Source organism: Cryptosporangium aurantiacum (genome assembly GCF_900143005.1).
Taxonomy (GTDB): Bacteria; Actinomycetota; Actinomycetes; order Mycobacteriales; family Cryptosporangiaceae; genus Cryptosporangium; species Cryptosporangium aurantiacum.
In genome coordinates, this window is the sequence record NZ_FRCS01000007.1 from 433,485 (window position 1) to 456,205 (window position 22,721).

Annotated in this window: 22 protein-coding genes; 10 read left to right on the forward strand and 12 right to left on the reverse strand. The window is 73.5% G+C overall.

The genetic code is table 11. The features are described 5' to 3' along the window. Positions 1 to 39: 39 nt before the first annotated feature. A complete protein-coding gene (locus BUB75_RS24830; RefSeq protein ID WP_073260188.1) occupies positions 40 to 2,922 on the reverse strand; it encodes an AfsR/SARP family transcriptional regulator in 2,883 nt (960 codons plus the stop codon). Between the two features lie 263 nt (positions 2,923 to 3,185). Here BUB75_RS24830 and BUB75_RS24835 point away from each other — a divergent pair, with 263 nt between their 5' ends. Further along, positions 3,186 to 3,431 (forward strand): hypothetical protein, encoded by a 246-nt coding sequence (locus BUB75_RS24835; RefSeq protein ID WP_073260189.1) that lies wholly within the window; start codon positions 3,186 to 3,188, stop codon positions 3,429 to 3,431. A gap of 50 nt (positions 3,432 to 3,481) precedes the next feature. Here BUB75_RS24835 and bla read toward each other — a convergent pair whose 3' ends face one another. Beyond that, a complete protein-coding gene (gene bla, locus BUB75_RS24840) occupies positions 3,482 to 4,414 on the reverse strand; it encodes a class A beta-lactamase (RefSeq protein WP_073260190.1) in 933 nt (310 codons plus the stop codon). 40 nt (positions 4,415 to 4,454) lie between these two features. Beyond that, on the reverse strand, positions 4,455 to 5,030 hold the full coding sequence (locus tag BUB75_RS24845) for a hypothetical protein (protein ID WP_073260191.1): 576 nt from the start codon (positions 5,028 to 5,030) through the stop codon (positions 4,455 to 4,457). 181 nt (positions 5,031 to 5,211) lie between these two features. Here BUB75_RS24845 and BUB75_RS24850 point away from each other — a divergent pair, with 181 nt between their 5' ends. After that, on the forward strand, positions 5,212 to 6,096 hold the full coding sequence (locus BUB75_RS24850; protein WP_073260192.1) for a universal stress protein: 885 nt from the start codon (positions 5,212 to 5,214) through the stop codon (positions 6,094 to 6,096). A 100-nt stretch (positions 6,097 to 6,196) separates the two neighbouring features. Here the strand turns inward: BUB75_RS24850 and BUB75_RS24855 are convergent, their stop codons facing one another. Next, on the reverse strand, positions 6,197 to 6,709 hold the full coding sequence (locus BUB75_RS24855) for a flavodoxin family protein (RefSeq protein ID WP_073260193.1): 513 nt from the start codon (positions 6,707 to 6,709) through the stop codon (positions 6,197 to 6,199). Between the two features lie 339 nt (positions 6,710 to 7,048). On the opposite strand from BUB75_RS24855, the gene BUB75_RS46445 reads away from it, so the two are divergent. Next, positions 7,049 to 7,189, forward strand: a complete 141-nt coding sequence (locus BUB75_RS46445) for a hypothetical protein (RefSeq protein WP_178379970.1) — start codon at positions 7,049 to 7,051, stop codon at positions 7,187 to 7,189. Here BUB75_RS46445 and BUB75_RS24860 read toward each other — a convergent pair. After that, positions 7,186 to 8,133: a hypothetical protein gene (locus BUB75_RS24860; protein ID WP_073260194.1), complete on the reverse strand. Its 948-nt coding sequence runs from the start codon at positions 8,131 to 8,133 to the stop codon at positions 7,186 to 7,188. The genes BUB75_RS46445 and BUB75_RS24860 overlap by 4 nt on opposite strands. Positions 8,134 to 8,323: 190 nt before the next feature. Between BUB75_RS24860 and BUB75_RS24865 the strand changes: the two genes are divergently transcribed. After that, positions 8,324 to 9,220: a universal stress protein gene (locus tag BUB75_RS24865; RefSeq protein ID WP_073260195.1), complete on the forward strand. Its 897-nt coding sequence runs from the start codon at positions 8,324 to 8,326 to the stop codon at positions 9,218 to 9,220. A 240-nt stretch (positions 9,221 to 9,460) separates the two neighbouring features. On the opposite strand, the gene BUB75_RS24870 is transcribed toward BUB75_RS24865, so the two are convergent. Continuing rightward, positions 9,461 to 9,856 carry a RidA family protein gene (locus BUB75_RS24870; protein ID WP_073260196.1) on the reverse strand — a complete coding sequence of 132 codons (396 nt, stop codon included), beginning with the start codon at positions 9,854 to 9,856 and terminating at the stop codon, positions 9,461 to 9,463. Beyond that, the gene (locus tag BUB75_RS24875) at positions 9,841 to 11,745 is read right to left on the reverse strand and encodes an HNH endonuclease signature motif containing protein (protein WP_073260197.1); all 1,905 of its coding nucleotides are present in this window, start codon (positions 11,743 to 11,745) and stop codon (positions 9,841 to 9,843) included. The genes BUB75_RS24870 and BUB75_RS24875 overlap by 16 nt, the downstream gene beginning before the upstream one ends. A 456-nt stretch (positions 11,746 to 12,201) precedes the next feature. Between BUB75_RS24875 and BUB75_RS24880 the strand changes: the two genes are divergently transcribed. The 4 genes from BUB75_RS24880 (at position 12,202) to BUB75_RS24895 (ending at position 16,423) form a co-directional block, all read left to right on the forward strand. Beyond that, the gene (locus tag BUB75_RS24880) at positions 12,202 to 12,978 is read left to right on the forward strand and encodes a universal stress protein (RefSeq protein WP_073260198.1); all 777 of its coding nucleotides are present in this window, start codon (positions 12,202 to 12,204) and stop codon (positions 12,976 to 12,978) included. Positions 12,979 to 13,401: 423 nt separating this feature from the next. Further along, complete coding sequence (locus BUB75_RS24885; RefSeq protein WP_073260199.1) at positions 13,402 to 14,367, forward strand: universal stress protein; 966 nt, start codon at positions 13,402 to 13,404, stop codon at positions 14,365 to 14,367. Continuing rightward, complete coding sequence (locus tag BUB75_RS45450; protein WP_218617744.1) at positions 14,364 to 15,395, forward strand: Acg family FMN-binding oxidoreductase; 1,032 nt, start codon at positions 14,364 to 14,366, stop codon at positions 15,393 to 15,395. The genes BUB75_RS24885 and BUB75_RS45450 overlap by 4 nt, the downstream gene beginning before the upstream one ends. 65 nt (positions 15,396 to 15,460) lie before the next feature. Further along, complete coding sequence (locus tag BUB75_RS24895) at positions 15,461 to 16,423, forward strand: Acg family FMN-binding oxidoreductase (protein ID WP_073260200.1); 963 nt, start codon at positions 15,461 to 15,463, stop codon at positions 16,421 to 16,423. A gap of 76 nt (positions 16,424 to 16,499) precedes the next feature. Here BUB75_RS24895 and BUB75_RS24900 read toward each other — a convergent pair whose 3' ends face one another. The 4 genes from BUB75_RS24900 to BUB75_RS24915 all read right to left on the reverse strand — a co-directional run bounded on the left by BUB75_RS24900 (position 16,500) and on the right by BUB75_RS24915 (position 19,921). Next, positions 16,500 to 17,138, reverse strand: a complete 639-nt coding sequence (locus BUB75_RS24900; RefSeq protein WP_073260201.1) for a response regulator — start codon at positions 17,136 to 17,138, stop codon at positions 16,500 to 16,502. A gap of 69 nt (positions 17,139 to 17,207) precedes the next feature. Next, the gene (locus tag BUB75_RS24905; protein WP_073260202.1) at positions 17,208 to 18,095 is read right to left on the reverse strand and encodes a universal stress protein; all 888 of its coding nucleotides are present in this window, start codon (positions 18,093 to 18,095) and stop codon (positions 17,208 to 17,210) included. Positions 18,096 to 18,167: 72 nt separating this feature from the next. Then, a complete protein-coding gene (locus BUB75_RS24910; RefSeq protein WP_073260203.1) occupies positions 18,168 to 18,923 on the reverse strand; it encodes an ABC transporter permease in 756 nt (251 codons plus the stop codon). Beyond that, positions 18,920 to 19,921, reverse strand: a complete 1,002-nt coding sequence (locus BUB75_RS24915) for an ATP-binding cassette domain-containing protein (RefSeq protein ID WP_073260204.1) — start codon at positions 19,919 to 19,921, stop codon at positions 18,920 to 18,922. The genes BUB75_RS24910 and BUB75_RS24915 overlap by 4 nt, the downstream gene beginning before the upstream one ends. A 74-nt stretch (positions 19,922 to 19,995) precedes the next feature. On the opposite strand from BUB75_RS24915, the gene BUB75_RS24920 reads away from it, so the two are divergent. Beyond that, a complete protein-coding gene (locus tag BUB75_RS24920; RefSeq protein WP_073260205.1) occupies positions 19,996 to 20,622 on the forward strand; it encodes a TetR/AcrR family transcriptional regulator in 627 nt (208 codons plus the stop codon). On the opposite strand, the gene BUB75_RS24925 is transcribed toward BUB75_RS24920, so the two are convergent. Continuing rightward, positions 20,623 to 21,687: a hypothetical protein gene (locus BUB75_RS24925; protein ID WP_073260206.1), complete on the reverse strand. Its 1,065-nt coding sequence runs from the start codon at positions 21,685 to 21,687 to the stop codon at positions 20,623 to 20,625. A gap of 105 nt (positions 21,688 to 21,792) precedes the next feature. Between BUB75_RS24925 and BUB75_RS24930 the strand changes: the two genes are divergently transcribed. Continuing rightward, complete coding sequence (locus BUB75_RS24930) at positions 21,793 to 22,614, forward strand: hypothetical protein (RefSeq protein WP_073260207.1); 822 nt, start codon at positions 21,793 to 21,795, stop codon at positions 22,612 to 22,614. The last annotated feature ends 107 nt before the right edge of the window (positions 22,615 to 22,721 follow it).

The following is a 22,721-nucleotide window of genomic DNA, read 5'->3' on the forward strand; positions in this document are numbered from 1 at the left end:
GACGTGAGCCACGATCGGCTCAGGGCCGGGGCCGTGGCGTCAGGCCGTGCGGCGTCCGGACCGGTCGAACATCGGGTCGGGCGCGGCCGTCGCCGATTCGAGCACCGCCTCGACGACGTCCCGGCGGCCGAGCATGCCGATCCGGAACTCCTCGGCGAACGCCTGCGACGACAGGCTCGACCGCACCAGCCGCACGTTCCGCTCGGAGTCCAGCGGATCCATCTGCTGGGGCTGGAACCCGATGTCGCTGCCGAGCGCGCTCACCGCCCCGAGCAGGCGAGCGCCGGCCGCGGCCTCCCCGGCCATACCGAGCGCACCGGCGAGCGTGTGCAGCGCGACCAGCCACGACGTGACGTCCGGCTCGCTCTCCAGGAACCGGGACAGCGCGACCGCGCTGCGCACCGCGCGCTCGGCCTCACCCCGGTCGAGCCGCACCTTGACCAGCATCCACCCGGCCGACGCGACCGCGAAGCCGTGCTCGGACTTCCGCGCCACCGCGATCGACTGCTCCAGCAGCGTGGCGGCCCGGTCCGGAGCGCCGGAGAGCCGGGCGATCTGCCCGAGTGCCGCCAGCGCCTCGGCCTCACCCGGTCCGTCGCCCCACTGCCGCGCCTCGTCGAGCGCCTGCTGCGCGATCGCGGACGCCGCCGCGGGGTCGGCCGCCGAGAGGTACGCCTGGAACGCCCGCGCCCGGACGTACTTCGTCGTCATCGTCGCCGGGTCACCCTCGGCGAGCGCCGCGCCGATCGCCTTCGCGGCGGCGTCGTGCGCTCCCGCCAGGTACTGCAGCGGCGCCATCGCGATGAACGCGGACGCCCGCCGGGGGTGCGGACCGTCGCCGACCAGCTGCAACGCGGCGCTCGACCAGCCGATGCCCTCGGTGATGTGGCCGAACCGGTACCAGTACCAGCCCAGCGCGCCCGCCAGCCGCAGCGCGGTGGTGGCGTCACCGTCGGCGATCGCGGACTCGAACGCCGCCCGCACGTTCGCCTGCTCCAGCCGGACCCGCGCGAACCACCGGACCGCGTCCCGGCCGAGCCAGTGGCGGTCGGCCTCCTCGCACGCCTCGACCACCCACGCGCGGTGCCGCGCGCGGACCGCCGCCTGCTCAGTGTCGCGCAGCAGCCGCGTCCCGTACTCGCGCAGGCTCTCCAGCATGCCGAACCGCCGCGGACGTGCGGTCGGGTCGGCCGTCAGCAGCGACTTCCCGAGCAACGTCTCGACGTCGTCCGCGCCGGCGCCGTCGGCCACCGCGCGCACCGCGGCCAGGTCGAAGCCGCCGGCGAACACGCTGAGCGTCGCGAACAGCCTGCGGTGCCGGTCGGGAAGGTCCTCGACGCTCAGCGACACCGAGGCCTCCAGGCTGCGGAGCCGCTCCGGACCGGTGCGGGCGCCGCCGACCAGCAGCGCGAACCGGTCGTGCAGCGAGGCGGCGATCTCGTCGACCGAGAGCGTCCGGGATCGGGCGGCCGCCAGCTCGATCGCGAGCGGCAGGCCGTCGAGCTCGGCGCAGATCGCGGCGATCTGCTGCTCCTCGTCCGGCGTCGGACGCCAGCGGGGGATCAGCGCCTGCGCGCGGGTCACGAACAGCTCGACCGCCGCGGCCTCCCCGGCCAGCGGACCCAGCTCCGCGAGGCGCTCGCCGGGCACACCGAGCGGCTCCCGGCTGGTCGCGAGGATCGTCACGCCGGGGCACTGCGGCAGCACCGCCGCGACGAACTCGGCCACCGCGTCGAGGAGGTGCTCGCAGTTGTCGAGCACGATCAGGGCCTTCGCCTCGCGGAGGAACAGCGCCAGGTCCTCGGTGCGCTGCGCTCCGGCGGCGCCGAGCGCCCCGGCGGCGGTCACGGCCAGCAGCGAGGGCGACGTGAGGTCGGCGAGCTCGACGAACCACGGGCCCGCCGACCAGTCACCGTCCGCCTCGTCCCGGGCCGCCGCCAGCGCCAGCCGGGTCTTGCCGACCCCGCCCGGGCCGACGAGCGTCACCAGGCGGTGGGCAGCGAGGGCGTCGCGGAGGTCGGCGAGCTCGTCCGCGCGGCCGAGCAGCGGCGTGAGCGGCGCGGGCAGGTGCGGTGATTCCCGCCGCGGGGTGTCGGTGGTGCGCGGCGCCGCGTCCGTGGTGCGCGGCGTCGCGTCCGGAGTGTCTGTCAGACGGCCGTCGAGCGCGTCCTGTTCGAGTCGCTGCAGACCCGGGCCGGGGTCGATGCCGAGTTCCTCCCGCAGCACCGTCCGCGCGGTGCGGAGCACCGCGAGGGCATCGGCCTGCCGCCCGTCGCGCGCGAGCGCGCGGGCCCGCAGCTCCCAGGTGCGTTCGCGCAGCGGGTACTCGCGGGTCAGCCGGTCCAGCTCGGCGTGGAGGGTCGCGTCGACGCCGAGGCCCAGCGCGGCCTCGGCGTGCTCCTCCCTGGCGGTGATCCAGAGCTCCCGGAGCCGGGCCACGTCGGCGGCGAGGAACGCGCGTTCGGAGAGGTCGCCGTACGGTGGTTCGCCCCACTCCGCGAGTGCGGTGTCGAGGGCGGAGAGCGCTTCGGCGAGCCGTCCGTCGCGTAGCGCGCGGGTGCCTGCCCGGGCCGACGCGGCGAACCGCCAGGCGTCCACGGCGTCGTCGGCGAGCGCCAGTGAGTAGCCGGTGGGCGAGCTGACCAGGACCGTCGCGGCGGCCCGGGCGGCCCGGTCCGGCTCCAGCTCGGTGCGCAGCTTCGCGACGTAGGAGTGCAGCGCCTGGCGGACGGCGCGCGGCGGGCTGCCGTCCCAGATCGCGTCGACCAGCTGGTCGTACGTGACGGCTTGCCCGTCCGCCAGGACGAGCGCGGCGATCAGCGCGCGGACCTGCGCACCACCGAGACGCAACGGCTCGTCGTCGCGGAACGCCCGGACCCCGCCGAGAACGTCGACGCGGACCGCGCGCGCAGAATCCGGCACCGCGCTACCACCCCTACTTACTCACTACCGGACATCGTCCACCGCATGGTACGTCGCGGAGCGTGTGCCCTGCGTAAACCAGAGTTACGGATGTATCACGTCAACCAGGGCGAACGGGGCAGGCGCCGGTACTGACCGTGCGAACCGGGGTGGCGCGGATGCGGCAGCCTGGTAGCGGAACTTCATCTCGTGGCCACCGAGGTGTGGATGGGCGCGAGGGAGGGTAGGAGACCCGCGTTTCGCTCTCGGACGGAAGGAGCACGATGGCCACCGCACGCGGTCACTGGGACCAGCCTCCGGGCTGGAACTCGGACCCGGAGGACACGGCCGACGGAGCTCCCGCGCCGGGTGCCGACTTCGGTGAGGACGCCCGTTTCGTCGATCCGGAGGATCTCCCCGAGCGGCCGGTCCGCCGCTCCGTGGTTGATGCCTTCTTTCTGGACGACGCTGAGGACGCCGCGTTCGACGACACCGCCCGCCCGCGCGTCGAGGAGTACTTGGCTCTCTGAGGGGTTGTCTTCGCGGCTGTGCGCGGCGTCGGCCGTGCCGCTGAGCGCGGTCAGAGCCGCCCGAGCGCGCGGGTGAGGATCGTCGCGGTCCGGGCCACCACGCTCTCGTCGCGTTCCTCGTCTTCGGTCGGTCGGCGGGTGTAGATCGCGTACACGATCGGTGCGCCGCTCGGTGGCCAGGCCACCGCGATGTCGTTGGCCGCGCCGTACTGGTCGCCGGTGCCGGTCTTGTCGCCGACCGTCCAGTCGCTCGGAAGGCCGGCCCGGATGCGGAGGTTGCCGGTCGTGTTGGCGCGCAGCCAACTCGTCACCAGCGCGCGGGCCGTGCCGTCGAGGCCGTCACCGAGCACCAGCCGCTGCAGCGTCCGGCCGATCGCCGCCGGCGTCGTCGTGTCCTGCGGATCGCCGGGCGTGAACGCGTTGAGCGCGGGCTCCCAGCGGTCGAGCCGGGTGGCGTCGTCGCCGAGCGTCCGCACGAATCGGGTCACGCCGCCGGGACCGCCCAGTTCCTTCAGCAGCAGGTTGCCCGCGGCGTTGTCGCTGTGGGTCACCGACGCCGCGCACACCTGCTCCAGCGGCAGGCCGTCGTCGACGTGCTGCTCGGTGATCGGGGAATGAGCCACCAGGTCGGCGCGGGTCCACCGGACGACCCGGTCCAGGCCGCCGCGCTGCGCCACGGCCGCGGCGGCCAGGACCTTGAACGTCGAGTTCAACCCGAAACGCTCGTCGGCGCGGTGGGACACGGTGACGCCGTTCCCGGTGTCCAGTGCCCATGCGCCGATCAGCGTGCCGAGAGAGGTCTCCAGCGCGGTGAGGTCGGGGGACGGTGTGGATTGTGAGGGCGTGGACTTCGACGGCGCGGGGTTCGACGACGATGTCGATCGGGTGGGCGCGGGTTCAGGCGAGCCGGATTGGCAAGCCGCGGCCCACGGGAGCGTCGCTCCACCGAGGAGCACGGTACGACGGGTGAGGTAAGCGGGCACGGCCGCACGGTATCGGACGGGTGCGACCGCTCTGGGCGGTTCAGGCGGCCGATGCCTCCGTCGGTGCCGCGGTCGGGGCCTCCGTCGGGGTGGCCGTCGGGCTCGCGGTCGGGGCCGGCGCCGGGATCGCGCGGCTGCTGGCGACGACCCGGATCGCGGTGCGGACCGTGCCGGCCTGCGCCCCGCCGACGGCGACGTGCGCGCCGGTCGGTACGCCCGCGAGCGTGCCGCGGACGTCGTCCACGATGACCCGGGCGCCCGCCGCGACCGTGACGGTCACGGTCGTCCCACGATCGGACTTGCCGCCTTTGACGGTCAGCGTGAGCTTGCTCGCCGCCGCGTCGACGGCGGTCACCGTGCCGGTGTAGGAGAACGGCACGGTCTTCGTGACCGGGGTGGGCTTGGTGGCCGGCTTCTTGGTGGGGGTGGCCTTCTTTGCGGGCGTGGCCTTCTTGGTGGGGGTGGCCTTCTTCGTGGACGGGGCCTTCTTGGTTGCCTTCGTGACCGCGGGCTTCTTCGCGGCGGCTGTCGTGCCTGCCACGGCCGGGGCGGCGAGCGAACCGGCGAGGACGGCCCCGGTGACGAGCGGCAGGACGGCGAGGGTGAGGCGACGCATGGGGGCTCCTGGGGTGCGCGGGGGTGCGACCTACCGTCGGCATCCGCGGGCGCCGTCCGAGTGCGAATCGGTTGCGCGACGGGTGCTGATCGATACCGTTCACGCCTTGCTTTCGGGACTTTGGGCTCTGTCCGATCGGCGCGGCTTGTCGCAGGATCGGGGCAGAGACAAGGAGGCAACGATGTCCAGGAACCTTGTCGTGACCGTCGGCATCGACGGATCGGAATCCGCGCTCGCCGCGGTCGACTGGGCCGTCGAGTACGCGCGGCCGCGAGGAACGTCGCTGCGGATCGTCACCGGCCTCGAAGTACCGGTCCCGGCCTACACGCCGTATCCGCTGCCGGATGTCCACGAGGCCGTTGAGGCCGACGCTCGCCGTTCGCTCCACACCGCGCTCACCCGCGCCCAGCAGGTCGCGCCGGAACTCGACGTGAGCGCATCGGTCGTGGCTCAGCGCCCGGTGCCCGCGTTGTTGGAGGCGTCCCGCCACAGCGCGTTGCTGGTGGTCGGTTGCCGAGGTCTGAACGACGTCGCCAACGTGCTGCTCGGCTCGGTCTCCGCGGCGGTCGCGACCCACGCGGCCTGCTCGGTCGCGGTGGTGCGCGGCACGCGTCCGGTGGCACCCGACGCTCCGGTCGTCGTCGGCGTCGACGGCTCGGGCGGGGAGGACACGACGCTGGCTGCCGCGTTCGAGGAAGCTTCGGTGCGGAAGGCGCCCCTCGTGGTCGCGCATGCCTGGAGTGACGTGTCGCTGGTCGCGGCCGCCGGTGCGGTCGTCGGGACGTGGCCGACCTGGGACCGGTTGCGGCAGGAGGCCACGAACACGGTCGAGGCGACGCTCGAGGTCTGGCGGGCCAAGCACCCGTCTGTCCGGGTCGGAACCCATATCGTCCGCGACCGGCCCGCCGCGGCCCTGCTCGACGTCGGACGGACGGCGCAGCTGGTCGTGGTCGGCTCCCACGGGCGCGGCGGCTTTGCGGGCATGGCGCTGGGCTCGGTCGCCCGGCGTCTCGTCCACCACGCGGACTGCCCGGTGCTGGTCGTCCGCCACTCGGTGACCGCCTGATCCGCTCGACCCGCTGCCTCCGTCTCCCGCCCTCCCCGCGCGGACGGCCAGCCTGCCACGGGTGGCCGTCCGCTGCCCCGCGCCGCTCGTCGGCCCTCGGTCAGCGTCGCGGCGCGTTGTTGACGGCCTTCGCCAGCCGTTTCCCCCAGGCCCGCGCGCGGTCGATCTCGCCCGCGCGCAGCGGCCCGGCGGTGTCCAGCACGAAGTAGTCCTCGGGCGGAGCCGCCGGCCGGTAGCCCAGGCGGCCGAGCCTCCGCGCCGCGGCCTTCGCCGCCGAGCCCGGGACGAACTTCTTGGGGATCCGGGTGGAGAACGCCGCCGCCGCACGGCCGGAGGTGTCCGCAGGCAGCGCGGCCAGCCACTCCCGCACGCCGGTGGGGTGGTGTTCCGCGCCCTGATCCTCGGCCGCTTTCCGGGTGTTCGGACGGCTGAGCGAGAACGCGTGCGTCGGCGCGCCGACGACGAGCAACGTCACGTCGTCGGCGGGTGTGGCCGGGGCATCGTCGACGCCGACGACCGTCACCGGACCGGCGGCGGACAGCCCGTCGGCGACGGCGTCCGCGATGGCCCGCGTGTTGCCGAACAGCGATTCCACGACGACCAATGTGGTCATGACTGCCTCCTCGGTCAGAGAACGGTCCGGAGGGGTAACTCAGCTGCTCGCCGTCCCGTGTGCCGGCGCGGTCACCAGGGGGCGCGCGAGCAGCCCGCCGGCCTTCAGGCGGTCGGCCCGGACGTCGGTGGTCACCTACGCCCTTCCTTCCCGGCCGTGTTCGACGCGGCCGTCCGCGGGCCGCTCAACTCTGATGCTGCGCCGCGGTACGCCGCTGGTGCAGAGGAGGAAGTCCCGCCCGCGCCGGACTGAGGTCCACTGGGGCCGCAGCGCTTCACCACCACGGCGCGCGCCGGGGCCATGCCGCGCGGCCCCGTCGCTGTCGGGCATCATCGGCTCGTGGAGCGCTTGCGACTGGCGGGCCGGTTGGCCGGCGCGGTCGCCTTGACCGGGATCGTCGTGGTCGGGGCAATCGGGCTCATCGTGCTGGCTTACCTGGCGATCTGCGAGGTTGTGCTCGCCTACTTCGAAGACGTCTAGTGCGATGAAGGCTTGTGGACACCGCCTTCGGCCTTGCCGACGGCGTTGAGTAGTTGGCTGTGGCCCGCCTCGGTACCGAGAGCTGCTCGGGCTGCCGGGTTCCCGCGGTAGTAGCGGATGGTGTTGGCGACGAGGTCGTGGTCGGTGGCGACGGCCCGCAGGTCGAGTGGTATCCAGGCGAGACCGCTGCCGGCCCGGCCAGGCGCCGGGACGGGGTCGGTGCCGAGCAACACGTTGACGTTGGCGTCGTAGTCCAGGCCGCGCCCGGCAAGGCGGTTCCAGGTCTGCGCTGAGACTCCGGAGGCAGTCGCGGCAGGCCTTGACAGCGCGACCGATGTGGACGCCACGACCGCCGCGACCGGGATCCGCAGGGCCCGGTCCTGTCGTGCTGATGCCGGTAGAACCGTCGGACTGATGGAATCCCACCTGATCAGGGCCGGGCGGAAGGATCCGACCCAGACGCCGTCCGCTCCGATCACCAGGTAGGGGCGTCCGAACATGGACCAGGCGCTCCCGGCCAGGAGAAACATTGCGGCAGTGAGGCCGAGGAACTGCGTGTACCGGTCCTGCTCTCCGGTCACGAGGTTGCCTGCCCGGCCGGCGGCGAACATACCCCCGAGGATGAGCCCTGCGCCGTGCGGCGAATGGGGCTTCGGAGCGATCAATGCCGGTCGCCCGTCGCGGCTGCCGAGCTGGAAAGCGCCCGGCAGGTGCCGCGACCGCCGGCGCAATCGGCGGAACAGCATCGGATGCGCCACCGCGAGGACGAACGGCAACCCGAGCAGCCCCGCGTAAGCAACGCGGCGGCCGAGGGCATCAGGAACGTTCCACTGCCGCAGCGTCGCCCAGAGGTAGACCGCGCAGGAGAATATGGTGAACGACACCGCGACGACTCGACTCCGCCGCACGAGCGTCGCCAGCGCGGCCGGCTCGGTAACGATCACCCCGAGACTGTAAAGACTCGTCCGGTCGAGTGAGCGTAGTTGCCGGTAGCCGCGACCGGCCCGGTCCGGCGTGGATCCCGCCGCCGGACCGGGCCGGAGGGTGCCCGACTCGGGACCTTCGACCGTTCCCGCTGGTCGTGCCGCTCGTTAGCGTCAGCAGCGAGGACACCTCACGAGGGGAGCGGACGTCATGACCTACGCAGCGGGAGCCCCGGTGACCGTCGGTGTCGACGGATCGCCGGCGAGCCTGGATGCGGTCGCCTGGGCGGCGGCGGAGGCGGGCCGCCGGGGGCGTTCCCTGAACCTGGTCTACGCCAACGCCTGGCCCACGTACGCGCACGCGATGTGGCCGGCCTGGGGTCCGCCGGACGGCCGCGATGGTCGAACGGTCGGACGTGAGGTCCTGCGGGACGCCGCCCTACGCGCCTCCGAAGCCGCGCCGCACACGGCGGTGACCACCGAGATCGTGGACGGCGGACCGGCGGGGGTCCTGCTCGAGCGAGCCGAGGAGTCGGCACTGGTCGTCGTCGGGCGGCGCGGCAGCGGAGGCTTTCCGCACCTGCTGGTCGGGTCGGTGGCCGCGCAGGTCGCAACGTACGCCGCGTCCCCGGTCGTCGTCGTGCCCGAACGGAGCGCCCCGCCGGCCGACGACGGGCCGGGAATCGTGCTCGGCGTCGACGGCAGCGAGGCGAGCCACGGTGCAGTCGAGTACGCGTTCGCCGAGGCGTCCCTGCGCGCGCTGCCACTGACCGCGCTGCGGTCGTGGTACTGGCCGACCGACGACCCGGCGATCGTCGAGCCGCATGCACCCCTGGCCGGGGATCACATCGCCGAACAGCAGCGGGTGCTCAGCGAGGCGCTGGCCGGCTGGTCGGAGAAGTACCCGGACGTCCGGGTGCGTCCGCTGATCGCGCACCACCGCCCGGCGCGCGCCCTACTGGATGCCGCCGAGGGCGCCGCGCTGCTGGTTGTCGGCGCGCGGGGGAGCGGCGGCTTCCGGACGCTGCTGCTGGGATCGGTCGGAGAGACCGTGATCCGGCATGCGCCCTGCCCAGTGGTGATCGTGCGCGCGCCCGCGCGCGACTAGTGTTCGACGCCGCTGGAGTCGTCGGGCCGCTGGAGTCGTCGGGCCGCTGGAGTCGTCGGGCCAGATCGCGCGCCGCTGGGGGCAGTGGGTCGCAGCGGGACCCTCGACGTCGCCGGGCGAGACCCTGCCACCTCGCCCGGCGACCTACCCGTGCGGGAGAAACGGAGGCGACGGGCAGACCTGGCCGCGGCGCGAACCGGCTCTCCGTATGTCTTGATCACCCGGTAGCTGGGAGCGCGTTCAGGCTGGTATCACCGCGATCGCTTCAACTTCGACGAGTTGGTCGGCATAACCGAGGACGGTGACGCCGAGCAGTGTGCTGGGTGGGTGGGGCGCGAAGTAGGCGCTGATGGCCGTCCATGCGGCACGGAGGTCTTCTCGCTGGTCGGACGCGACGTAAATGGTCGTTTTGACGACGTCGGAGAGGTCGGCGCCGGCCGCCTGCAGAGCGATCGTCAGGTTGGTGATGGCCTGATGACATTGACCGACCAGGTCGCCGACCGGTGTGGTGCGGCCGGTTGGGTCGAGGGGGCAGGCTCCGGCGGTGAACACCATCTGCCCTGCAGCGGCGAGGGCGGCGTAGGCGTAGGGCGCGGTGGTGGCGAGGGCTGGCGGGTTGATCATCTGGTTGGGCATGTGTTCACCGTCGCGCTTCGATGAGTAGGAGTCATCCGGATTGCGCCAGCGGTCTGGGGCGGTCCAGGCGGTCTGGGGCGGTTGTATGCGTGGCCGAGCATGGTTGGGTGGTTGCGGGCATGCCGATGCCCCGGAGCGCGGGAAGGGTTCCGGGTGTCGGCGTGGGGGTGATCAGGGCGGGCCGAGGGTGGTGCCGTCGGGTCGGGTGATCGTGAGTTCTCGTCCGTCGAAGTCCAGTTTCCAGCCGTGGTCGTGGCACGGTGGTGATGAAACGGACATAGGAGGACGAGATTGTCGAGGTTGGTCGGCCCGCCGTCGGCCCAGTGGGTGACGTGATGCGCTTCGGTCCAGGCGGGTGGACGGTCGCAGCCGTGGAAGCGGCAGCCGCCGTCGCGGGCGATCAGGACGCGGCGCATGGCGGGGGTGGGCAGGCGGGTGCGGCGGCCGGCGCTGAGGGGGACGTCGCCGGGACCGAGGACTACGCGGTTGACGCCGGCGTCGCAGGCGATGCGGCGGGCAGCGTGAGCGGGGAGGATGCCGCCCCAGTCGGTGACGGCGGTGCCGGGTCCGGGCATGCGGGATGCGCGTCCGGTGGCCGCGGCGATGCCGGCCAGACCGGGATCCAGCGGCGGGTCAGGCCGGTGGCGAGCATCGGGCCGGGGAGCGGCTTGTGGGCGCGGGTCGGTTCGCTTGCGCGGGCCTGCCTGCGGATCGGGCTCGCTGCGGAGGTATGGCCGGGGCGATGCGTCGGTGTCGGTTGGGTTCGGTTCGTCGGTCCAGGTGTCGAGGACGGTGTCCCAGTCGATGTCCGCGTGGGTGTCCCAGTCGATGTCCATGAGGCTGTCCCAGTCGATGTCGGCGAGATTGTCCTGGTCGGCGTCGACTGGGCTGCGCCGGTCCGGGCTGTGCCGGTCCGGGCTGTGCCGGCTCGGGCTGTGCCGGTCCGGGGTGTTCCACGTGTGGGCGACGTCGGGGTCGGTGGTCCAGTCGGGAGGGGTCGGGGTGGGGTCGTCGTCGAGGTAGGCGTGGGTGGCGGTGAGGGCATCATCGCCGTCGAAGCGGAGCACGGTGCGGGTCCGGCTCCCGCTGCGGCCTCGGCGGGGTGGGGTCGTTTGGAGGTCTCGGGCGTGGACGAGGACGCTGAGGTGGGGTTGTTCACCGCCGACGGTAGGTAGTTGCGCGGCGCTCAGAGCGAGGCGGAGGACGTCGGCGAGCGCGTCGTGGCGGCGCTGGGCGGGGCTGCGGTCATCGTCGGGTGCGGGTGGGCCGAGGGCAGCCGAGAGGGCGGTGCGGATCAGGGCTCCGGCTTCGGGACTAAGGGCGCCTTTGAGGTCCCAGATGCCGTCGAAGGTTTGGGACACATACAGGCTGCGGTCCTGTTCGGCCTTGTCCGGCGGGTCGTCATCGCGGTCAGGGGTGAGGTAGAGGCGGATGCGTTTGGCGACGTGCTTCAACGCGGCGGGGTCCATGTCCAGCGCCGGGCCGAGGAGGGCTTCGACGGCCTGCTCGGCGTGTTCGGGGCCGACCTCCTTGGCCAGGCGGGCGGCGACCACGACGTGGGCCAGCGAGATCCGGCCGGCGGCGAACGCTTCGGCGAAGCCGGGGGAGTGCGGCAGGTGGCGGGCGGCCTCGAGCAGGTCGGTGGCCCCACCGGGGGCCATGTGGAGTTGTCCGCGGAGCCAGGACTGGGTGGAGACCGCGCCGTCGTAGTCGACCGCGCCTTCGCGGTGGACCGTGCCGACGGCGGTGACCATCGCGGCGTCGAGTTGGCAGCGGGCGCGGTGGAGCACGCGGAGCCGGTCGAGCCGCGCCGGGGCTGAGAGACCGGTCAGGTCCGCTCCGGCGATCTCGGCTGCGGCTGCTTCGAGCCGCTCTACCGGTGTGTCCACGGCAATACCCTATTTATCGAACGAGTGTATGCATATCGGGCGAATGGCGTACGAACCCGCCCACTCTCCGGTGTACAGGGCTGCTACACCGTTCGGATGAGCTGCGGCCCCGCCGCGTCCGGCCCGAGCCGGACCCGAGCGGCTCCCCGCGACCGCGACCGGAGCGCGAGATCGGGACTTCGACCTCTGCCGCGAAAACTCGGGAGAGTTTTTGCCCGGCCGGATCGGGAAGTCCACCACCACGTCGAGCGGGCGCTGTTGCTGCCACCGGCCACGCCGGCGGTCGAGGTCACCGACGGTGTGGTGATGCTCTGCGGTCACCTGGAACGGGCGGAGCGAGGCCGTGACGCTCCGCCGTGCTCAGCCGGCGGGTGGACGGCGTCGTGCGGGTCGTGGACGAGGTGCACTACCGCAACGACGACACGCGCCACGTCTAGGCAGGACGGGAGGTGCAGTGTGGCCAACGGTGTCATCGTCGGCGTCGACGGCTCGCCGGGCGGCGTCCGGGCGATGGATTGGGCGGCGCGGGAGGCCGCGGCGCGTCGCGTCCCACTGCACGTGGTCGTGGCCGAAACCACGTCGGACGGGGAACTGGGCCCCCGGGTGCTCGAACAGGCGACGGCCCGCGCAGCGGGCCGCGAGCCCGAGCTGACGGTAACCGGAGCAGTATGGCCGGATCCCCCCGCTGCCGCGCTGCTCGGCGGAGCGGCCGAGGCCGACCTGCTCGTCGTCGGGCGCAGCGGACGGGGCAGCCGGGTGGGGATGCACCTCGGGTCGGTGCCGGTGTCGGTCATCCGGCACGCGCCGTGCCCGGTGACCGTGGTCGCGGGTAGTCCGACCGGCGCGCCGCCGCGCTGGGACGGTGACGTGCTGGTCGGGATCGACGGTTCGGCACACGACCCGGACGTGCTGGCGGCGGCGTTCGCCGCCGCTACGTGTCGGGACGGTCGGGTGACGGTCGTGCATGCTCCCGCTCCCGGCGACGACGACGCGGGACGCGGGCTGATCGATGCCGCGCTCGCCGACTGGACGCCGCGGTTCCCGGACGTCGAGGCTACCGGGCGGGTGGTGCGCGAGGGGCCGATCCGGGCGCTGGGCGCGCTGTCGCAGGGGGCCGCGTTGCTAGTGCTCGGTGCGGTGGGGCGGGCGGGCTTCCCGTCGATGCTGCTCGGGTCGGTGCCGCGTGCGTTGGCGGGACAGGCGGCGTGCCCAGTGCTGGTGGTCCGAAACTAGCGGCGCGCCGGTGAGCGGATTGCATTTGGGAGGGCCAGAGCCCTTCTCAATGCAATCCGCTCGGGCGGCAGCAGGGCGGTGTTGCGCCACCAGCTGGGGACGACGCGAGTGGCGCGATGCGAGGTCGGCTCGATCTCGGCGAGAAGCTGCGGGGTTGCGGCCGGGTCGTGGATCCTCTCCGTGCCGTGGGTGGCCATCTCCCCGCGCTGCCCGGGCAGAGGCGCTATGCCCCACCGAGAGGACCTTCGTCCCTCGTGGCAGAGGCGACCGCGCCCATTCACTGAGGACATGTCGCCGCCGCGGTCCGCGGGGTCGAGGAGACCCTCGAGGGACCAACGTCCTGCGGTAGTGGCCTACTGGCCCTGACGATGGAACCCGGGCGTGGCGCACGCTGAAGTCGGACAGTTCGAGAGAGGACAGTCGATGGTCACCGGTGAGAAGGTCGTCCTGGTCGGAACCGACGGCTCGGCGCAGTCCGACCGGGCGGTGGAGTGGGCCGCCGCTGAGGCGGTTCGCCGGGGCAGGCCGCTGCGGATCGTGCACGGCTTCATCTGGCCACTGCTGCACGTGTCCACCGCCCCGGTGCCCGGTATCGAGGGCTCCGGTCTCCGGGCGGCCGCCGAGGAGTTGCTCGCCGCCGCCGCCGAGCGGGCACGCACGGTCGCGCCGGACCTCCCGGTCAGCACCGGCCTCCGGGTCGGCGCGCCGGTACCGGCGCTGCTCGCGGAGGTCGGCAGCGCGGAGCTGCTGGTCATCGGCTCGCGGCGGCTCGACCCGGTGACCGGGCTGATCGTCGGGTCGGTCGGCGTCGAGCTGGCGGCGACCGCGCCGTGCCCGATCGTCGTCGTCAACGACAGCACCGCGGCGAGCGGAACGCCCTCGCGCATCGTCGTCGGCATCGACGGGTTCGACCACGAGCACGGAACCGCACAGGCCGCCGCGGTGCTCGACTTCGCGTTCGTGGCCGCCGAACAGCGCGGGGCGAAGCTCGCCGTCGTGCACGCGATCGGACGCGCCGGACACGCCGGCGCCGAGCAGGCCGCGATCTCGTCGGTGGTCACCGAGTGGGCGGACAAGCACCCGGGCGTCTCCGTGGAGTCGGTGACCGAACGGTCGTCCCCGGCGAACGCGCTGCTCACGCACGCGGCCGGCGCCGATCTGCTCGTCGTCGGCGCCCACGGGTGGGGCGGCCTGGCCGGCATGCTGCACGGCTCGGTGAGCCGTCAGGCGCTGTGGCGGGCGCCGTGCCCGGTCGCGGTGGTCCGCGCCGACACCCGCGCCGACACCCCCGACGCTGCCCCCCACGACGCCGGCGCCCATGACGCTGCCGCGCACGACGACGGCGCCCACGACGCCGGGCCCCACGACGCAGGCGGGCCGTCGTCGTGAACGGCTCCCGCGTCTGCGACCTGGACACCACCCGGTTCGCCGACCTGGTCGCGCTCGGAACCCGCGCGCCCTCACTGCACAACACCCAGCCGTGGCGGTTTCGGTGGGACCGTGACGCGGTCGAGATCCTCGCCGACCCCGACCCCGCCCGCGCGTTGCCGGTCACCGACCCGTCCGGCTGGGGTGTGCGGATCGCGCTCGGGGCGGCCGCGTACAACGTCCGCCTGGGATACGCGCTGCTCGGGTGGCGTGCCGAGGTCGAGCCGTTCCCGGGTTCGGACGTGATCCTCCGGGTGCACCCGGAGGCCGAGCACGTGGCGACCCCGGCGGAGCGGGAGCTCGCCGCCGCGATCCCGCGGCGACACACGAACCGACGTCCCTACCTCGAGGTGGCGGTGCCCGCGGACACGCTGCGGGCGCTGGTCGATGCGGCAGGCGCCGAGGCGTGCCGGCTGACCGTGCTGGATCCGCGGGCGGCCGGTGAGGCATTCGCACTGATCCGGGCGGCCGACGAGGACCTCGAGCAGCGTCCGGGATACGCCGCCGAGCGGCGCGCGTGGACCCGCGGCTCCGCCGCCGGCGCCCGCGGCTCCGACGCCGCCGCCCGCGGCTCTGCCGCCCGCGGCTCCGCCGCCCCCGACCCCGTGGATGGCGTCCTCGCGGACCGCCTTGCCGGGCGTCCGCACCTGGACGAACGGCTGCGGCGGCGCGACTTCGGCGGTGGCGCGGCCCGACCCTACGAGAGCGACCCGTGCCTGGCCGTGCTCACGACCAGCGGTGACAGCCGCTACGACGAGCTGCGCGCCGGGCAGGCCCTGCAGCACGTGCTGCTCCGTGCGACGGCGTCCGGGCTGACCGCGTCGCTCTACTCCCAGCCGATCGAGGTGGCGTCCGTGCGGACGCGGCTGAGCGCGCTGTGCGGCGGGGGAACGCCGCAGATGGTCGTTCGCGTCGGCTACGGCCTGGCGCACAGCCCCACGCCGCGGCGTCCGGTACACGAGGTTGTTCTTCGGGACTTCCGACCCTGATCGGCATACCGGTGGATGTCCGAGGCTATCCGTGGGGAAAGTTACGAGCCGAGGGGACCGGCACGATGATCACCACGCAGGACGACATACTGCGGAGCGCCGCCGAGACCGCGCTGCACGCTCCGTCGATCTTCAACACCCAGCCGTGGCGCTGGCAGGTCTTCCAGGGTGGCCTGGAGCTGCGGGCCGACCGGAGCCGTCAACTCGCCGTCACCGACCCCGAGGGGCGGATGCTCACGGTCAGCTGCGGCATCGCGCTGCACCACGCGCTCACTGCGCTCGCCGCCGAGGGCCACCGGACGTCGGTCGACCGGCTGCCGGACGACCGTGACCCGGACCTGCTCGCACGGGTCCGGATCACTGGCTCTGCGGCGCCCACCGACGTCCGCCTGCGGGACGCGATCTCCCGGCGGCACACCGACCGGCGGCCGTTCGCCGACACGCCGGTGCCGGACGGCGTCGTGGACCGGCTGCGCGCCGAGACCGAACGGCGCGGCGTGTACGTGGCCGAACTCGGCGCGGACACCGTCGTGCGCTTCCAGGTGACCGCGGCACGGGCCGGTGAGCTGGATCAGGACGACCCCGCCTACCAGGCCGAACTCACCGAGTGGACGCACCGGCCGGAGGCGGCGCACGACGGTCTCACGCCGGACACCGTGGTACCGGCCACCCCGCGCAAGATCCCGCTGCGCTCGTTCTTCCCGGAGGGCGGCGAGGAACTGCTACCCGGCCCCGGCCACGACGGCGGCGCCCGCTACCTGGTGCTGTGGACCACCGACGACGAGCCGTCCGATTGGCTCGCGGCGGGCGAGGCGATGAGCGCCGCGCTGCTCGAGACCACGGCGTCCGGCCTGGGAGTTTCGCCGATGACCGACGTCATCGAGGTACCCGCCTCCCGGGCCCTGCTGCGCAGGCTGCTCGACAACCTGGGCGAAGCCCAGGCGGCGCTGCGGATCGGCGTGCCCGCCACCGGTGACACCGCTCCGGAGTCACCCCGCCGGGCGGCCACCGACGTCATCGACGGCTAGGTCGGAGGGTGGATGACCGGTGACCGGACGTTCCCTCCGGTCCCCGGGGCGGCTCTGTGTCCAAGGCGGCTCGGTCTCAGCGCGGTCCCAGCAGCTTCGTGGCGAGGATCGCGGCCTGCGTACGCCGCTCGAGCCCGAGCTTGGCCAGCAGGCTCGACACGTAGTTCTTCACGGTCTTCTCGGCGAGGAACATCGCCTCGCCGATCTGGCGGTTGGTCATGCCCTGGGCGATCAGCTCCAGGATCCGGCGTTCCTGGCCGGTGAGGCCGGACAGCTCGGCCGGGGTGTGTTCGTTGCCCTCCCGGATCCGGGTGAGCACCTGCTGGGTGACGGCCGGGTCGAGCAGGCTCTGCCCGGCGGCGACCCGCCGGATCGCGTCGACCAGGTCGGTGCCGCGGATCTGCTTGAGCACGTAGCCGGCGGCGCCGGCCATGATCGCGCTGAACAGCGCCTCGTCGTCCTGGTACGAGGTGAGGATCAGCGCCTTGATGGAGGGGTCGGCCGACCGGATGTCGCGGCAGACGTCGATGCCGTTGCCGTCGGGCAGCCGGGCGTCGAGCACGGCGACGTCCGGGCGCAGCGCCGGGATGCGCCGGGCCGCCTCGGGTGCTGAGCCGGACTCACCGATGACCTCGATGTCGCCGCTGGACTCCAGGAGCGCGGCCAACCCACGGCGGACGACCTCGTGGTCGTCGAGCAGAAACACCCGAATCATGCACCGTTCCTACACCGTTGCGCCCAGGGCACGCGATCGGGGGAGGCCGGGGCACGCAGCCCCCGCGGGTCAGTGCTCGGCGTGCGGCCCGCGGACGATGAGCACCGGAGCGTCGGCGTAGTGCAGCAGCCGCCGGGCGACCGAGCCGAGCCGCATGCCGGCGAAGCCGCCGCGGCCGTGCGAACCGACGACGACCAGACCGGCGGTCGCGGCCAGCTCCAGCAGCATGTGGGCCGGCTGCTCGCGTTCGACGACGGTGCCGATCCGGACGTCCGGGTACTTGCCGTGCCAGCCCGCGAGCTGTCGATGCACCAGCTCCTCGGCGTCGTGCCGGGCTTCGATCCAGCTCGGCACGACCGACGCGCCGAAGACGCCGACCAGCGTGACGTCGCTCCAAGCGTGCGCGACGACCAGCGGCGCACCCGCCCGGTCGGCCTCCGCGAACGCCGCCTCCAACGTGGCCTCGTCCCGCTCCGACCCGTCGATCCCGGCGACGACCGGCGTCGTCGGGCCCGCCTGCCGGTCCGACCGGACCACGACGACGGGGGAGGCGGCGTGTGCAGAGAGTGCAGTGGACACCGACCCGAGCACGACGCTCGCGGTCGGCGTGAGCCCGCGGCAGCCGACGACCACCAGGTCGCTGAACACCGACGCGTCCAGCAGCGCGCGCACCGCGGGCTCGTCGCTGACCCGACCGGCCACCGCGAGGCCGGGCATCACCGTCCGGACGCGGTCGACAGCCGCATCCACGGTGTGCTGCCCGTCGATGCGAGCGGCGTCCTTCAGCTCGGCGAGCTGGTAGCCGCCGTACGCCGGCCGCTCGCCGGGCCATCCCACCGCGGTGAGCACCTGCAGGACCATGTTCCGCGCGTGCGCGTACTGCGCGGCCCAGTCGAGCGCGGCCATCGCGGGAGCCGAACCGTCCACGCCGACCGTCACACTCCGTGCCTCGGACATGTCTGCCTCCCTCCGGTTACGTCCAGCATCGCCCGATTTACGCGAGAAAGGCAGAGGTCAGCGGGTGGGAAGTCACATCCGTGCGGCGCGATAGGTGCGGGTGGCCCAGCCGATCGTGACCACGGCCAGCGCACCGGTGACCGCGAACCCCACCGCGACCGTCGCGGTGCCGATCGTCCCGGCCGACAGGTCGCGGGCCGCCTCGACCGCGTAGTACAGCGGATCCACGTGCGCCAGCCCGCGCAGCCACCCCGGCGCCAGCGAGAGCGGGAGCAGCACCCCGGCCAGCAACGTCAGCGGCAACTGCAGCCCGGTGACCACGGCGGCCAGGCCTCCGACGTCGCCGATCAGCAGGCCGAGGGCGGCCGACCACGCCGAGGTCGCGGCGGTGACCAGCGCGAGCAGGAGCAGCAGCAGCGCCAGGCCGGCGGCGTCCGGCGAGTAGCCGAACGGCACCGCGACCGCGACCACCAGCGCCGCGGGCACCAGAAACGCCACGACGTCCCGCAGCATCGCGCCGGCGACCAGCGCGAACCGGCTGGCCGGCGTCGACCGCAGACGCTCGACGACCCCGGTCTGCGCCTCCGCGATCACCACCCAACCGGCGCCCATCCCGGCGCCGAACGCCATCAGGCAGAGGATGCCGGGCAGGAACACGTCCAGCACGCTGCCCCGGCTGAAGCCCGGCCCGCCGGCCAGCCGGTCGAGCAGCGGGGCGAACAGCGCGAGGTAGAGCAGCGGGGCGGTGAGCCCGGTGAGGACCCAGACCGGCTGGCGCAGCGTCTCGAGCAACGCGCGCCGCCAGAGGAGGCCGATGTGCAGGATCATGCGGCACCCCTCCCGGAGGCGGTCAGTGGTTCGACTCCGGCCGCGTCCCCGGCCCCGGGTCCCGCGTCGCGGAGCGCGCGGCCGGTCACCCGGAGAAACACGTCGTCGAGCGACGGTTCGGCGAGCGTCAGCGACTCCAGCTCGACGCCCGCCGCGGCCAGCGTCTCGAGCAGCTGGGGGAGCGCCCGGGTGCCGTCGCTGACCGTGAGCCGGACGACGTCCCCGTCGGCGCGGGCGTCGCGGACCGGCGCCGCACCGGCCACCACGTCCCGGGCCACGCCGACCTCTCCGCGCGGGCGCAGCACGACCGTGTCGCCGGCGATCCGTTGCTTCAGCGCGCGCGGCGTCCCGTCGGCGACGACCCGGCCGGCGTCGACGATCGCGAGCCGGTCGGCGAGCGCGTCCGCTTCCTCCAGGTAGTGGGTGGTGAGCACGATCGTCGTCCCGGCCGCGCGGAGTGATCGGAGCTGTTCCCAGAGGTTCGCGCGGTTCTGCGGGTCGAGGCCGGTCGTCGGCTCGTCGAGGAACAGCACGCGCGGGCGGTGCATCAGCCCGAGCGCGATCTCCAGCCGGCGACGTTGCCCGCCGGAGTACGTCCGCGCGGTCCGGTCGACGAAACTGCCGAGCGCGAGCGCGTCGATCAGCTCGGCGGCGCGCCGGGCGGCGTCCGCCCGCGAAGCGCCGTAGAGGCGGGCCTGCAGCAGCAGGTTCTCCCGGCCGGTGGCGGGCAGGTCGGCTCCGCCGGCCTGCCCGACGTAACCGATCCGCTGACGTACCGCCCGGGGCTCACGGACGACGTCCGCGCCCGCGACCATCGCCCGGCCGCCGTCGATCGGCAACAGCGTCGTCAGCATGCGCAGGGTCGTGGTCTTACCGGCCCCGTTGGGCCCGAGTACGCCGAACAGCTCACCCTCGGCGACCCGCAGGTCGAGACCGCGGACGGCGTCGACCGAACCGAATGCTTTTCGTAACTGCTCCACTTCGATGATGTCGGTCACGCTAGGTACTGTCATCCATCCGGAGACATCTGTCAATCATTTAGTTGATTAATTGGGTTCGCTACGATGTGCGGGTGGCTCAGCCGGACGACGCGACCCCCCGCCGACCGCGGCGGGCCCCCACGAATGACGAACGACAGCGGGACGCCGAGCGCTCGCGGCAGCGCCTGCTGGCAGCCGCGCTCGACGAGTTCGCCGCCCGGGGTTACGCCGGGGCCAGGGTCGGGGCGATCGCCGCACGCGCGGGTCTCAACGCGCAGCTGATCAGCTACTACTTCGGCGGCAAAGCGGGCCTCTACCGGGCGCTGCAGGAGTCCTGGCTGGAGCGGGAGTCGGCGCTGACCGCCGAACCGCAGAGCCTGCCGGACCTCATCGCGGCCTACGCCCGGGCCGCGCTGGACGATCCGCGCGGCGCCCGGCTGCTGCTCTCGGGCGGCCTGCACGACGACGAGCCGGAGACGTCGGTGGATCCGACCGGCGCGGCCGACGTCGCCGAGATGACCCGGCGCCAGGCGGAGGGGGAGATCGCGTCCGATCTGGACCCCGCTCTGCTCCAAGTGGCGCTGATGGGCGCGACGCTGGCGCCGGTCGCGCTACCGCAGGTGGTCCGGCGGCTCACCGGCGCCGAACCGGACGACCCCGAGTTCACGGCCCGTTACGTCGAGTTCCTGCGCAGGCTGGCGGCCCGCCTCGGCGAGTGATCAACCGGCGCTGGGCACCGGTTCCGGGTCATCCGCGTCCGTGTCCGTCTCCGTCTCGGCCTCCGGCCCCGCCGCCGGTTGTGGTGCCTCGCGGGCGGCGGCCGTGCGGGCCACCCAGGTCGACACCGACGGTAAGGCGAGCAGCAGCACGACCAGCGCGTGCAGCACACCGCCGCTCACGTAGCTGACCAGCCCGGCGGTGCCCGCGAACCGTGTGGTGTCGCCGGCGAGTTCACCCGCCGCGACGTCGACGCCGAGCCCGATCGCGTACACCCCGGGCGGCACCAGCGCGAGCGTCGCCATCCCCACGCCGAACGTGAGCGAGCGGAACCAGCGGCTGCGGGTCCGTCGCGTCGTCACCAGGCCGGCCAGGAACACGACCTCGGCCAGCACGGTCACCGCGGCGAGACCCGCACCGACCGCGAGGTAGGCGGCCGGGTCCTCCCGGGGGAACGCCCACTCCGGGAAAACGACCGCCGACCGGGCGTGCACGAGCAGTGCGACCGCGACCCCGCCCAGCCCGGTGCCCACGCCGAGCAGCACCACGGCCGCGGTCACCGCACGGCGTCCGCGGTGGGCGTGTTCGGGGCGCCGGAACGCCGCCAGGTAGCGCCGCGCGGACGGCGTCGCCCAGGCCGCGAGCGCGACCGGTAGCGTCGCCAGCACCAGCAGCGCCCCCGGGACGCCGGCGGCGGGGTAGATCCGCGCCCCGATCGACAGGTTGTTCTCGGTGAGCAGGATCAGGTCGGTGACGCAGAGTGCGGCGTCGACCAGGATCGCGAGCGGGCCGAACACCCACAGCACGGTGCGGCCGAGCGGGCGTCCGCTCGCCGCGTACACACCGGCCCACGGCACGACGACCGGCGTGATCGTGACCGCGGCGACGACGGTGAGCAGCAGCAACGTCACCCAGCTGCCGCTGCCGGACGGGTCGCTGAGCAGGTCGGAGGCGACCCAGAGCAGGAACGCCGCCCACTGGACCAGCACGCCGACCATCGCCGCACGGCACGCACGCACGGCGACCCGCACGGTCCAGGGTGCCTCGGGCGGGGAGACGGTCGGCATGCCTACGTCCTACCGCACGGCTTCCACCCGGGCGAGGTGCCCCCGTGCGAGACCGCGAGGCACGTGCGCTACACATACGGGGTCGCCGCCTCTAGGGAGTTGACTGTGGACGATCGGAACGCGTGGGAGCGCGAGCTCGGGGACGCGCTGGCGCTGCTGCTGGGCCGTCCGCTCGCGGAGTACCCGGTGACCTCCGAATACGCGTTCTACGCCTGGAACGACGAGATCTCCGTGCTGGCGCTCGAGGACCACCTGAGCGCCGACGTCGACCTGGAAGCGATCGCCCGCGGCGACTCGATCGACGGCGACTCGATCGACGGCGATGGGGACCCGGTGGGCGACAACCACTTCAGCTGGGACGTGTGGCCGGTCGACCACGCGCGCTCGGTGTGGCTGATCGACCAGAGCACGGTGAGTGACGACGGCCCGCTCGGGGGCGATCTCGGCGCCGCGCTGGCGGCCGCCTCGACGCGGCACGACTCCGAGTACGCGGTGTCCGGCGCGGACCTCGCGCGCGTCCTGCTCGCGCATCAGGAGCAGGCCGACGAGGTCGACAGCGACGAGCTGATCGGGTCGGTCCAATGGCTCGCGCGGATCCGCACCGACGGCACGCTGCTGGGCGCGATGCGTGCCGCCACCTGGACGTTCGGCGGCCGGGACGAGCTGGTCCCGTTCACGCGAAGCGCCAAGGTCGAGCCGAAGTGGGACGAGGTCCTCCGCCAGGTGCCGGACGCGCGTCTGCGGGACCACCTCCGGATGCTGTGCCTGACCGCGCACTGGGCCCGCAGCGACGGCGCGTACTACCTCGGCCCGGGCGACTGCCCGTTCGACCTGCGCTGGGTCTCCGAACAGCCCGGGTACGACGCGGTGGCCGGATGGGAGTTCGGCGAGGGCCAGGCCTCCTCCGCGGTTTTCGCGATCAAGTAGCACCCTGGGTCACTTGAGTGGCCCTTTCGTTGCCCGCGCGTCGGTCGGCGGCCTCAACCCGGTCGCGGTCGTCGACGAGCGCGGCTGGGTGGTGCCCGCGCCACTGA

Excerpts from the sequence above, each read along its gene's own strand:
- BUB75_RS24870 (WP_073260196.1), bottom strand. The coding sequence starts at position 9,856 with ATGCCCAACCAGATGATCAACCCGCCAGCCCTCGCCACCACCGCGCCC.
- BUB75_RS24845 (WP_073260191.1), bottom strand. The coding sequence starts at position 5,030 with ATGCGTCGCCTCACCCTCGCCGTCCTGCCGCTCGTCACCGGGGCCGTC.
- BUB75_RS24905 (WP_073260202.1), bottom strand. The coding sequence starts at position 18,095 with ATGTCCGAGGCACGGAGTGTGACGGTCGGCGTGGACGGTTCGGCTCCC.
- BUB75_RS24835 (WP_073260189.1), top strand. The coding sequence starts at position 3,186 with ATGGCCACCGCACGCGGTCACTGGGACCAGCCTCCGGGCTGGAACTCG.
- BUB75_RS24910 (WP_073260203.1), bottom strand. The coding sequence starts at position 18,923 with ATGATCCTGCACATCGGCCTCCTCTGGCGGCGCGCGTTGCTCGAGACG.
- BUB75_RS24850 (WP_073260192.1), top strand. The coding sequence starts at position 5,212 with ATGTCCAGGAACCTTGTCGTGACCGTCGGCATCGACGGATCGGAATCC.
- BUB75_RS24865 (WP_073260195.1), top strand. The coding sequence starts at position 8,324 with ATGACCTACGCAGCGGGAGCCCCGGTGACCGTCGGTGTCGACGGATCG.
- BUB75_RS24885 (WP_073260199.1), top strand. The coding sequence starts at position 13,402 with ATGGTCACCGGTGAGAAGGTCGTCCTGGTCGGAACCGACGGCTCGGCG.
- BUB75_RS24855 (WP_073260193.1), bottom strand. The coding sequence starts at position 6,709 with ATGACCACATTGGTCGTCGTGGAATCGCTGTTCGGCAACACGCGGGCC.
- BUB75_RS24895 (WP_073260200.1), top strand. The coding sequence starts at position 15,461 with ATGATCACCACGCAGGACGACATACTGCGGAGCGCCGCCGAGACCGCG.
- BUB75_RS24925 (WP_073260206.1), bottom strand. The coding sequence starts at position 21,687 with ATGCCGACCGTCTCCCCGCCCGAGGCACCCTGGACCGTGCGGGTCGCC.
- BUB75_RS24900 (WP_073260201.1), bottom strand. The coding sequence starts at position 17,138 with ATGATTCGGGTGTTTCTGCTCGACGACCACGAGGTCGTCCGCCGTGGG.